9 protein-coding genes and 2 pseudogenes are annotated in these 11,489 nt (G+C 70.1%); 3 read left to right on the forward strand and 8 right to left on the reverse strand.

The genetic code is table 11. The features are described 5' to 3' along the window. Positions 1 to 518 precede the first annotated feature (518 nt). Together ACRWNP_RS36225 and ACRWNP_RS36230 are read right to left on the reverse strand one after the other, a co-directional pair. On the reverse strand, positions 519 to 1,565 hold the full coding sequence (locus tag ACRWNP_RS36225) for a hypothetical protein (protein ID WP_431969133.1): 1,047 nt from the start codon (positions 1,563 to 1,565) through the stop codon (positions 519 to 521). Between the two features lie 35 nt (positions 1,566 to 1,600). After that, positions 1,601 to 1,930, reverse strand: a complete 330-nt coding sequence (locus tag ACRWNP_RS36230; RefSeq protein WP_431969148.1) for a hypothetical protein — start codon at positions 1,928 to 1,930, stop codon at positions 1,601 to 1,603. Here ACRWNP_RS36230 and ACRWNP_RS36235 point away from each other — a divergent pair. Next, positions 1,898 to 2,406, forward strand: a pseudogene (locus tag ACRWNP_RS36235) (PP2C family protein-serine/threonine phosphatase). The gene ACRWNP_RS36230 and the pseudogene ACRWNP_RS36235 sit on opposite strands and share 33 nt — an antisense overlap. A gap of 411 nt (positions 2,407 to 2,817) precedes the next feature. Here the strand turns inward: ACRWNP_RS36235 and ACRWNP_RS36240 are convergent. Continuing rightward, complete coding sequence (locus ACRWNP_RS36240; protein ID WP_431969135.1) at positions 2,818 to 3,648, reverse strand: polysaccharide deacetylase family protein; 831 nt, start codon at positions 3,646 to 3,648, stop codon at positions 2,818 to 2,820. A gap of 118 nt (positions 3,649 to 3,766) precedes the next feature. Between ACRWNP_RS36240 and ACRWNP_RS36245 the strand changes: the two genes are divergently transcribed. Both ACRWNP_RS36245 and ACRWNP_RS36250 read left to right on the forward strand, forming a co-directional pair. Beyond that, positions 3,767 to 4,291 (forward strand): PadR family transcriptional regulator, encoded by a 525-nt coding sequence (locus ACRWNP_RS36245; RefSeq protein WP_431969137.1) that lies wholly within the window; start codon positions 3,767 to 3,769, stop codon positions 4,289 to 4,291. Then, positions 4,288 to 4,755 (forward strand): annotated as a pseudogene (locus tag ACRWNP_RS36250) (ATP-binding cassette domain-containing protein); the annotation flags it as partial. The gene ACRWNP_RS36245 and the pseudogene ACRWNP_RS36250, both read left to right, overlap by 4 nt. A 107-nt stretch (positions 4,756 to 4,862) precedes the next feature. Here ACRWNP_RS36250 and ACRWNP_RS36255 read toward each other — a convergent pair. The 5 genes from ACRWNP_RS36255 to ACRWNP_RS36275 form a co-directional block, all read right to left on the reverse strand. Then, positions 4,863 to 5,873 carry a LacI family DNA-binding transcriptional regulator gene (locus ACRWNP_RS36255; protein WP_431969138.1) on the reverse strand — a complete coding sequence of 337 codons (1,011 nt, stop codon included), beginning with the start codon at positions 5,871 to 5,873 and terminating at the stop codon, positions 4,863 to 4,865. Between the two features lie 37 nt (positions 5,874 to 5,910). After that, positions 5,911 to 8,187, reverse strand: a complete 2,277-nt coding sequence (yicI, locus tag ACRWNP_RS36260) for an alpha-xylosidase (protein WP_431969140.1) — start codon at positions 8,185 to 8,187, stop codon at positions 5,911 to 5,913. A 173-nt stretch (positions 8,188 to 8,360) separates the two neighbouring features. Further along, positions 8,361 to 9,146: a carbohydrate ABC transporter permease gene (locus ACRWNP_RS36265; protein ID WP_431969146.1), complete on the reverse strand. Its 786-nt coding sequence runs from the start codon at positions 9,144 to 9,146 to the stop codon at positions 8,361 to 8,363. A 32-nt stretch (positions 9,147 to 9,178) separates the two neighbouring features. After that, entirely contained in the window at positions 9,179 to 10,081 is a 903-nt protein-coding gene (locus ACRWNP_RS36270) for a carbohydrate ABC transporter permease (protein ID WP_431969142.1), read from the reverse strand. Beyond that, positions 10,078 to 11,373, reverse strand: coding sequence for an ABC transporter substrate-binding protein (locus ACRWNP_RS36275; RefSeq protein WP_431969144.1), 1,296 nt, complete (start codon positions 11,371 to 11,373; stop codon positions 10,078 to 10,080). The genes ACRWNP_RS36270 and ACRWNP_RS36275 overlap by 4 nt, the downstream gene beginning before the upstream one ends. Between the last annotated feature and the right edge of the window lie 116 nt (positions 11,374 to 11,489).

Raw genomic sequence — 11,489 nt, forward strand, 5'->3', positions numbered from 1 at the left:
CCGCGTCGCCGGGTACGCCGTGCCGGGCCGCTCGGCGGAGCCGGGCGGAGGTGTCGCCCGCCGCGCGGCGGAAGGCGCGGCCGAACGCGGACTCGGTGGCGACGGCGAAGGTTGAGCCGCCGGCCGACCGGCACCGGCACCGGCACCCACTCGACACGCGACCGCGAGGCCGTGCCGTACACGGTCTTCACGACCCCACCGCTGTCCCGCGTCGGGTTCACCGAGTGGCCGGCACGCGAGCGGGGGTATGCGGTCGGGGTCGCCGGGAGGCCGTCGGCGAGATCGCCGCGATGCCCCGGGCGAAGATCGTCGGGGAGACGCGGGGACTGATGAAGTTCCTCGACACGGCGACGGACCGGGTGCCCGGCGCTGTCCTGCTCAGGGTCGACTCGCAGGAGCTCGTCAACACGGTCGCGCTCGCGATGCGCCACGGGGTCACGGCCTCCGAGCTGCGTGACGCCATCTTCGGTGGGCGCCCCCGCCGTCGCCGGCGGCGGACTCGCCGTCGACGTCCGCCGCTACGCTCCCGCGACCGCCCGGTGCCGGCCCGCGGACCGGGCGGCGTACCCGACGGTCGCCGCGTACAGCACCAGGAACACCCCGCTGACCAGGGTGATCACGAGCCAGGTCAGGCCCTGCCGGCCGGGCACGGCGGCGCCGTGCAGCCAGCGGACGAGGAAGTTGCCGGTGGCCGCCGCGGGGAAGGAGAAGATCCAGTAGCCCGGGTGGAACCCGTCCTGGCGGACGTGCGGCACCAGGAACAGGACGATCAGGACGGTGAAGAGCACCAGCCCGGCGAATCCGTGTCCCACGGCGTCGACCCGTCCGCCGTGCGCGGCGGTCCAGGCCAGGCCGCCCACGGCGGGCGGGATCGTGAGGACGGTCAGCGTGGGGCGGGCGGGTCCGGGCAGGCCGTTCGCGACGAGACGGCCGAGGATGACGGTGCCGAAGGCGAGCCAGTACAGGACGCCGACGGCGAAGGCGGCCGAGGCCGCGTCGGGGAGTGCGACCGCCGAGCCGGTGGTGCCGGCGATGAAGGGTCCGGAGACCACCGGCAGGAGGTAGCCGGGGTGGAGCGGGGCAGGGCCGAGACCGCCGCTCACCCAGTGGGCGAGCAGCCGGGCGGCGATGACGGCGGAGGCGAGGGCGAACAGCCCGTAGAACCAGCGGGCGCCGTCGACGCCGAAGCGGGCGAAGTGACCGGTGGCCAGCATGCCGATGATCGGGACGTACGCCAGGGTGAAGCCCTGACCGGGGTGGTGGAGATCGTCCAGGACGTTGCGCCAGCGCGTTCCGCCGTGCCGAAGGTACTGCGCGAGCAGCACGACCCACAGCAGGCCGCTGACCACGAACAGGGCGTCGCTGACCCCGATGGGCGCGGACACCGTGGCCGACGCCGACTGCCAGAGCCCGCCCAGGCCCGCCGTACCGAGCGAGACCGACATCAGTCCGATGCGCGTCGCCCGCCGGGCGCGCGCGCTGTCCCCGGCGGTGGCGTGCGCGGGCCGTGGCGAGGGGTTCGGGGGCGTGACGATCACGGGTGCGTCCAGTGCGGCGGGCTGCATGACGGGGCTTCTCCTCCAGTCGGGTGGTTTCAACTTTAAACCAGGCCTGCGGTGAACCCTTCCCGCTCACGCCCGGCCGAGATGCCCACACCCGTCGACGTGCCCGGCTCGACGACGCCAAGAGCCAGGTCGCACGCACCCTCCAGAAGGCGTTGCTGCCGCACTCCCTGCCGCAGGTGCCCGGCCTGCGCGTCGCCGCCCGCTACCTCCCGGCCGCCGGCGGCATAAACATCGGCGGCGACTTCTACGACCTGATCCGCTTGGACGGCTCGGGGGCGGCGGCAGCGGTCATCGGCGACGTACAGGGGCACAGCGTCAACGCGGCGGCGCTGATGGGTCAGATCCGCATCGCGGTGCACACCCACGCGGGCACGGGCGCGGCCCCGGACGACGTACTCACCCGGGCAACCGCCTGTTCGGCGACTTCGACCCGGACCTGTTCACCAGTTGCCCGTACGCCCGGCTCGACGTGCCCGGGCACCGCGCGCTGCCGGCGAGCGCCGGGCACCTGCCGGCGCTGTTGCGCCACCGGTCGGGCCGCACGGAGATCCTCGACATACCGCCCGGGATCCTGCTCGGGGTCGACCTTGCCGCGGACTACCGGGCCGCGGAGGTGTCCATGCCGCCGGGAAGCGTGCTCACCCTGTTCACGGACGGCCTGATCGAACGTCCCGGCACCGATCTGGAGACAGCGCTGGGGGAACTCGCGGACCGGCTCGCCGCCGCGCCCGCCGGTTCACTGGACGACCTGGCCGACGAGCTCCTGCGGGAGGCCCAGCGGACCTCGGGGGGCCGGAACGACATCGCCCCGCTGCTGGTGGGCCCGGCGCCCGGGGAGTGACGGGCGGAGCCCGGCGCGCGGTCGGCCCACCCGGCCCGCGAGCCGGTACCGGGCGAGGGTGTCCCGCGCCGGCCGGCGCACCTCGGCCCACGTGCCGTCGACCGCCGCGCGCCGTGCAGCAGGCGCTCAGTGGGCCGGTCCTCGAACCGGCGGGCGCGGCGCAGCGCGTCGGCACCGGCACTCGTCCCGGCACCACGTGGTAGTGGCGGACCAGCACCCCGAGAACCCGCGATGACGCGGCCCGACCAGCCAGACCACTCCAGCCGCGTCACCGTCGTGCGGGAGGCCGGCGGCACCGGAAGGTGTTCGCCGGGTCTCACTCCCGCCCCACGCTCCCTGCCCCGCCTTCCACGGTGGTGACGGGGGTGGCGCCGGGCCCATGACCATCGGGCCGCGGCCCCTCGGATCCGGTCAGGGGCGGTAGACCGCCCCGGGCTGCGGGGTACCCGGCGCGAGCAGCTGTGGGACGGTGACGAAGGTGAAGCCCCGCTGCTTGAGGGCGTCGATGATGCCGGGCACGGCGGGAAGGGTGCCGCGGTAGCCCTTGGAGTCCGGGCCGGGGACGACGTCGTGGAGCAGGACGATGCCGTCACGGTCCGCCTGGTCCAGGACACGTTTGGTGATCACGTCGGGGTCGTTGGTCTCGTAGTCCTTGGCGGTGACGCTCCACAGCACCTCGGAGAGGCCCATCTCGCGGGCGATCCCCTGGACGGTGTCGTCGGTGCGTCCCTGCGGCGGCCGCATGAGGGTGGGACGACGGCCCGTTATCCGCTCTATCGCGTCGTCGGGACGGCTCAGCTCCTCGCGTATCTCCTCGGGGCCGATCTCCGTGAGGATCTTGTGCGACCAGGTGTGACTGGCCACCTCGTGCCCTTCGGCGACCATCCGCTTCACCATGTCCGGGTAGCGCTCGATGTGCTTCCTGCCGAGGAGGAAGAAGGTGGCGGGCACCTGCTTCTCCTTGAGGACGTCGAGCAGCTGCGCGGTGTTCTTGCTCGGTCCCGCGTCGAAGGTGAGCGCGATGCACTTGGCCTTGCGGCAGTCGACGCTGCCGAAGACGCCCGTGCCGGTCTTCCCGGCCTCCTGCCGCACGGTGCCGGGGGAGGTGGTCTCCACGCGGGTGCACCCGGTGACGGCGAGCGCGAGTGCCAGTGCGGCCACGGGAAAGGCCGCCCATCTGCGGACAGTCCGGGCGGCGTCGGGGCGGGCGGGCAGGAGGCGTCGGGGCCAGGTAGATCGCATGGCCGCGACTCTACACAGGGGGTATACACGTCATACATAGCGGGGGTGCCCGCAATGTGCACGCGACCAGGACGTCGCGTCTACACGATGTGTATACCTCAAGCGTATATTGACGCACATGTCCATCGGTCACACCCTTCTGGGCCTCCTCGAATCCGGGCCGCGCCACGGCTACGACCTCAAGCGCGCATTCGACGAGCGATTCGGCCACGACCGCCCGCTGCACTACGGGCAGGTCTACTCCACGATGTCGCGGCTGCTGAAGAACGGACTGGTCGAGGTCGAGGCCATAGAGCCCGGCGAGGGCCCCGAGCGGAAGCGGTACGCCATCACGGAGGCGGGTGTCACCGACGTCGTGCGGTGGCTCTCGACCCCGGAGAAGCCCGAGCCGTATCTGCAGTCGACGCTCTACACCAAGGTCGTGCTCGCGCTGCTCACCCACCGCGACGCCGCCGACATCCTCGACGTGCAGCGTGCCGAGCACCTGCGGCTGATGCGCCACCTGACCGAACGCAAGCGCACCGGCGATCTGGCCGACCAGTTGGTCTGCGACCACGCCCTGTTCCACCTCGAAGCCGACCTGTGCTGGCTGGAGCTGACCGCGGCGCGCCTCGACAGGCTCGCCCGGGAGGTGAGGGCATGACACCCCGCGAGCCCCTGCTCACCGCCGACGGCCTGCGCGAGAACCACGGATCGACGCCGGCCCTGGACGGGGTGGACTTCTCCATACGCCCCGGCGAGGTCGTCGCCGTGCTGGGACCCTCCGGCTCCGGAAGGTCCACCCTGCTGCACTGCCTCGCCGGGATCGTCGTCCCCGACTCCGGCACCATTACCTACCGCGTCACGAGCTGTCCGCGTTGAACGACGAGTTCGGCTTCGTCTTCCAGTTCGGGCGGCTCGTCCCCGAACTCACCTGCGCGGAGAACGTGGCGCTACCGCTCCGGCTCAACGGTGTCCTCCCGCAGGGAGGCCGCGCGCACCGCCCTGGAATGGCTGTGCCGGCTGGAGGTCGAGGACGTCGCGGGTGGGACGCGTGGCATGAGCCCGGCCGCCACCCCGGCGCCCCCGGCCGGAGCCGGACCTGGCGATGGCGTCCGGTTCGCCGTCACCGGCAGACGTGAGGGCTGGGTGCGTACGCTGCTGACCGCCGTCGGAGTCGGCCTGGGAGTCGCCCTGCTGCTCAACGCGGCTCTGCCGAACGCGCTGACGCGGCGTCACAACCCCGGCGGGGCGGTCGTGGCCCGGGGGGTCAGGACCGCGGAGAGCATGGTGGTCTCCGGGACGTCATCGCGGGAGGCGAGTTTGGCCATCAGGAGCTCCACCGCGCGGGTGCCGATCTCGGCGGAGGGGATCGACACGGACGTGATGGGCACCGGTGCCTGTTCGGCGGTCTCGTCGGGGCAGATCGCGGCGACCGACAGGTCCTCCGGGACGCGCAGGCCCGTGGCCTGGAAGGCGGAGATCAGGGGCTGGGTGATCGGTTCGTTGTGGACGACGACCCCGGTCAGCCCGGGCTGCCCGCGCAACAGTTGCTCGGCCATGGCCCGCGCGGCGGCCGGGGTCTCCGGGCAGGGGTGGACGGACGAGCGCAGGCCGAGGCGGTCGGCGGCGGCCGTGAACCCCGCGGCGACCCGGCGGGCGAAGCCGGTGCCGCGGACGTACACCTCGGGGGGTGAGCCAACGAGGGCCACGGTCCGGTGGCCGAGCGAGGCGAGGTGTTCCACGCACGCCTCGCCGGCGCCCGCGAAGTCCAGGTCGACGCAGGTCAGCCCGGCCGGGTCGGAGGGGAATCCGATCAGTACGGAGGGTCGGTCCAGGGTGCGCAGCAACGGCAGCCGGCGGTCGTCCATCTCGACGTCCATGATGATGAACGCGTCGGCCATGGCGCTCTCCGCGACCCGGATGATGCCCTCCTCCCCCTCGTTCTGCGTGAGGAGGAGGACATCGTGGTCGTGCTCCCGGGCCGCGGTCAGCACGGACGTGGCGAATTGCATGACCACGGGCACGTGGATGCCCTTCCGGAGGGGCAGCACGAGGCCGATCACCCGTGACCTGCTGCTGGCCAGGGACCGGGCTCCGGCGTGCGGCCGGTAGCCCAGTTCGCGGATGCTGTCCTCGATGCGCCGCCGGGTCTCCGGGGAGATCGGCCGCTTGCCGCTGAGGGCGTAGCTGACGGTGCTCGGCGACACGTTGGCGTGCCGCGCGACGTCAGTGATCTTGACCATGCAACTCCCTTGCCGTACGTGCTGTGCCGGTCCGCCCTCAGGAGCCGGAGAGCTCCAGGGTGAGGACGGCGGTCCCGGCCGCGGCACGCGCGGACGGTCCGCCGGCGACCTCGACACCCCACGGAAGGGACGCGTCGGAGGTCTCGGCCCGCAGCGCGGAGCCCTCGCGCACGACGGTGATCTCGGCCGCGGCCGTGCCGTCCTCACGGGGGATCCGCACGGTGGTGCGGGAGCCGTCGGCCGGCTCGAAGACCCGGACGGTCACGTCGTCCGCCCACACGTAGTCGGGACGGTCGTCGACCGAGCCAACCGGGATCGCTGAGCCGGGCCGGGCCAGCAGCGGAACGCTGTGGTAGTCGTGGGTCTCGCGCACCCAGCGCGGGCCGGTGACCTTCTCGCCGGTCGTGAAGTGGGTCCAGGTGCCCTCGGGCACGTAGTACGACACCTCGCCGTCCTCGGAGAACACCGGCGCGACGAGCAGGTCCCCGCCGAGCATGTACTGGCGCTCCAGCGAGACGCAGCCGGGGTCGTCGGGGAACTCCAGCACCATGGCGCGCATCATCGGGACGCCCTCGGTGTGCGCCTGATGCGCCGCACCGTACAGGTAGGGCATGAGGCCGAGCTTGAGCTTGGTGAAGGAGCGCAGGACGTCCACGGCCTCCTCGTCGAAGAGCCACGGCACGCGGTAGGAGGAAGAGCCGTGCAGGCGGCTGTGCGAGGAGAGCATTCCGAACGCGATCCAGCGCTTGAACAGGCCGGCGTCGGGCAGTCCCTCGAAGCCGCCGATGTCGTGGCTCCAGTAGCCGAAGCCGGACAGGCCGAGGGAGAGTCCGCCGCGCAGGGACTCGGCCATCGACTCGTACGTGGACTCGCAGTCGCCGCCCCAGTGCACGGGGAACTGCTGGCCGCCGGCCGTGGCGGAGCGGGCGAAGAGCACCGCCTCGCCCTCGCCGCGGTGCCTGCGCAGCACGTCGAATACGGTCTTGTTGTACAGCTGGGTGTAGTAGTTGTGCATCCGCTCCGGGTCGGAACCGTCGAACCAGGCGACGTCGGTGGGGACGCGCTCGCCGAAGTCGGTCTTGAAGCAGTCGACGCCCATGTCGAGGAGCGCCTCCAGCTTGGACGCGTACCAGGCGCAGGCGTCGGGGTTGGTGAAGTCGACCAGGGCCATACCGGGCTGCCACAGGTCCCACTGCCAGACGCCGCCGTCGGGGCGCCTGAGCAGGTAGCCGGCAGCCTTGCCCTCCGCGAAGAGCGGCGAGCGCTGGGCGATGTAGGGGTTGATCCACACGCAGATGTGCAGGTCACGCTCCTTCAGGCGGCGCAGCATCCCCTCGGGGTCGGGGAAGACGCGCGGGTCCCACTCGAAGTCGCACCAGTTGAACTCACGCATCCAGAAGCAGTCGAAGTGGAAGGCGGACAGCGGCAGGTCGCGCTCGGCCATCCCGTCGACGAACCCGGTGACGGTCTGCTCGTCGTAGGAGGTGGTGAAGGAGGTGGTCAGCCACAACCCGAACGACCAGGCGGGCGGGAGGGCGGGCCGGCCGGTCAGCGCCGTGTACTTGCGCAGGATCTCCTTCGGCGTGGGCCCGTGGATGACGTAGTACTGCAACTGCTGGCACTCGGCGCTGAACTGCACGCGCGAGACCTGCTCGGAGGCGACCTCGAAGGAGACCTTGCCGGGGTCGTCGACGAACACGCCGTAGCCTGCGTCGGTCATGTAGAACGGGACGTTCTTGTAGGCCTGTTCGCTGCTCGTGCCGCCGTCGGCGTTCCAGATGTCGACGGTCTGGCCGTTCTTGACCAGCGGCCCGAAGCGCTCGCCGAGGCCGTAGACGGAGGTGCCGACGCTCAGCCGGAGCTGTTCGCGGATGTGGTGTCCGCCGTCGGCCGTCTCCATCAGGGCCATGGCCTTGACGTCGCTGCTGGTGAGGGTGCGCCCGTCGGCCTGGAACTCCATGCGCCAGTCACCGTCGCGACTGAAGCGCACGCTCAGCTCGCCGGAGGTGAGGACGGCCTGCTTGTCGTCGACCGTCACGACGGGCTCGTGCGGCTCCTCGTGCAGTTCGAAGTGGGGACCGGTCTCGACGTCGCCCTCGAAGTGGGTGATGCGCACGCCGATGACACCGGGCATGGGCGCGGTGCAGTCGACGGTGACGAGCGGGCCCTTGAGCAGGTCGCCGCGGTGCCGGATGTGCTGGGTGGGCGCGTGGACCCGTAGTGTTCCGGGGCCCGGGACGGCATCGAGGACCTCGGCCGGATACGCCGCCGTGACGCCTTCGCGCAGCAGCCAGTACCCGTTGGTGAACTTCATGGTCGATGCCTTTCCCGGTGGGCGGCCACCGGCGTTCTCGGTGCGTGTGGGAGCAGAAGGGGTGGCTCTGCCTCCCGCCCCGGGAGGGAGGGGCGGGGGCAGAGCCGCGGGCGGGCGGCGGGGAGGTCACCCGCCCGCGGGGAGGGCCGCGGACACGGGGGTCCGGGCGCGGATCACTTCACGGCGCCGACGGCGATGCCGCGGGTCAGGGTCCGCTGGAAGAGCAGGAAGAAGACGATGGCGGGCAGCGCGCCGAGGAGCCCGGCCGCGTTGGTCATCGTCGCGTCCATCAGTCGCTGGCCCTGGAGCACGCCGAGCGCCACCGAGACGGTCTGGTTGTCGTTCGACGGCAGCATGACCAGCGGCAGCAGGAACTCGTTCCAGGTCCAGATGAAGAAGAACACCAGGAGGACGCCCAGGGTGGGCCGGCTGACCGGGACCACCATCCGCCACAGGATCTGCCAGCTGTTGGCGCCGTCGATCCTGGCCGCCTCGATGATCTCCTTCGGGAAGGCCCCGAGCACGGAGGACAGGAGGTAGGTGCCGAAGGCCGCCTGCACGACGCTGAAGACGATGATCAGGCTCAGCCTGGTGTCGTACAGCCCCACCTGCTTGGACAGGTAGTACAGCGGATAGACCAGGGCCTCCTGCGGCAGCACGTTGGCCAGCACGAAGAAGGCGAGGAAGTACGCCTTGCCCTTGATCCGCCCGATGCCGATCGCGTACGCGTTGAGCACCGAGAGGATCACGCCGAACACCGCGACCGAACCCGAGATCACGACCGAGTTCAGCAGCGTGTGCCCGAAGTTGACCCGGGTCCAGAAGTCCGTCAGGCCCTCCAGGTGGAGGCCGTGGGGCAGGGACAGCGGGCCGTGCGCGGAGTAGTCGGCCGGCGACTTCAGCGCGTTGATGAGCACGATCAGGAGCGGCAGCACCATGAAGATCGCGCCGAGGATCATCGCCACCAGCACCGGGTAGCGCTTGAGCGCGTTCACTGTGCGTCCTCCGATCGGGTCTGGAAGCGGAGGCCGACGGTGGTCAGCGCCAGGATGATCAGGGTGAGGACCGTGGCGATCGCGGAGCCGTAACCGACATCGGTCTTCTCGAAGAAGGTCGAGAAGGAGAAGTAGGACGGCACGATGGTCGCGTCGGCGGGTCCGCCCTTGGTGAGGACGTAGACGGCGCCGAAGACCTTCAGGGCCGCGATGGTGCACCACAGCATCACCACGTAGATCTCGGGGCGGATCTGGGGCAGCGTCACGTGCCAGAAACGCTGCCACCAGTTCGTCCCGTCCAGCTCGGCCGCCTCGTAGAGCGAGGGATCGACCCGCTGGAGTCCCGCCATGAAGATCACGACGGGAAAGCCCAGCTGCACCCAGACCATGACGGCCATCACGCTGTAGAGCGCGAACTTCGGGTCACCCAGCCAGTCCTGCTGGAGCGAACCCAGGCCGACCGCCTTCAGCAGCTCGTTGAGCGAGCCGTTCTCGGGGGCGAGGATCCAGCTCCAGACGATGCCCGCCACGGTGATGGGCAGGACCTGCGGGAGGTAGAAGCAGGCACGCAGCACGCTGGCCAGCTTCGAACCGAAGTGCTTGCCGATGAAGTCGAACAGCGCCGCGGCCACCACGAGACCGACGGCGGTGGGGATCACCGCCATCGCCAGGACCATGGCGACGCTGTGCCGGAAGGACTCCCAGAACCGCGAGTCCTTCATCAGCTCCCGGTAGTTGTCCAGCCCCGCCCAGGCGGGCGAGCCGACGCCCTGCCAGTGCGTGAAACTGAAGTAGATGTTCATCGCGAACGGCACGATCACGACGGCCAGGAAGGCGATGACACCCGGGATCAAGTACAGCGCGTAGGGATTGCGCAGCCGGAGGGGTCGGGCACTCATGACGTGGGCGCACCCGCGTCATAGGCCTTCTGCAGCTCGTCGAGGACCGCGTCGGGGCTCGCGCTGCCGGTGATCAGCTTCTGGGTGGCCGAGACCAGCACGTCGTAGAAGCCGGGGACCGGCCAGTCCGGGTAGAAGGCCAGACCGTCCTGGGACGAGACCTTGTTGAAGTTCTCGATGAGCTCCTTGGAGCTGGGGTCGGTGATCGCCGAGGGCTCGGCCGCGACGGGCACGCCGCCGTTGTTGCCGAGGGTGTTCTGGATCTCCTTCTTCATCGTGATGTCGATGAAGTCGTAGGCCAGCTGCTTGTTCTTGGCGTTCTTCGGGACGACCCAGAGGTTGCCGCCCGAGCCCAGGGTCATCTTGGACTCCGGGAAGAGGAACGAGCCCCACTGGAACTTGTTCTCGTCGCGGAAGCGCCCGTACCACCAGCTGCCCGAGAAGAAGATCGGGGACTTGCCGCTGATGAAGGAGACGCCGGCGTCCTCGGCCTTGGCGCCGCTGCTCGTCTTGGCGATGTAGCCCTTCTTCACCCAGTCCGACAGGGTGTTGGCGGCGTACGTCCAGGCGGCGTCGTGGAAGTCCGCCTTGCCCTTGTAGAGCTCGAAGGAGTCGACCCAGCTGCGGTCGGCCTTGGTCAGGGCCAGCTGGTACAGGTACTGGTGGGCCGGGTACTCGGCGCCGCCATTGGCGAGCGGGGTGATGCCCTTGGCCTTGAAGGCGGCGAGCGCCTGCTCGAACTCGTCGAACGTGGCCGGGACCTTCACGCCGTTCTTCGCGAAGAGGTCCTTGTTGTAGTACACCATCGTGTACTCGCCGAAGTTCGGGACGCCGTACCAGTTGCCGGAGCCCATGACGCCCTTGGCGTCGTAGCGGCTGGTGGTGGTGACGCTGGGGCTGAGCAACTTGTCCCAGCCATACTTGGTGACCTGCGGGGTGAGGTCGGTGAGCAGGCCCTGCTTGGCCAGCAGGCCGGCGGTGGCGTTGCCCTTGTTGTACTCCATGAGGTCAGGAGCGTTGCTGGAGTTGAGCACCATCGAGGCGGTCTTCTGGATCTGCTCGAAGCCCTTCGCCTCGAACTCCACCTTCACGCCGGGGTGGGACTTCTTGAACTCCTCTATCGCCTGGTTCCAGGCGACGCCCATCGCGCTGTTCGGGGCTTCGTAGTGCCAGAGTTTCAGCGTCTTGCCGTCACCCTCCGCACCGCCGTCCGAGCTTCCGCACGACGTGATGAGCATGGCGCCCGCAAGGGCAGCTGCTGCGAGAGCCAGCGGTCTGCGCACCTTCAACATTGAAGTGACCTCCACCTGGGCCGAACGAATGAGGCGCCCATCGAATGGTTTCGATGCGACGCGTCGAAGCGCTTCGACGCAGGACCGTATGCAGCGATCGCAGATATGTCAAGGGT

The sequence above is a fragment of the Actinacidiphila sp. bgisy160 genome (genome assembly GCF_965342435.1).
In the GTDB taxonomy this organism is placed as follows: Bacteria; Actinomycetota; Actinomycetes; order Streptomycetales; family Streptomycetaceae; genus Actinacidiphila.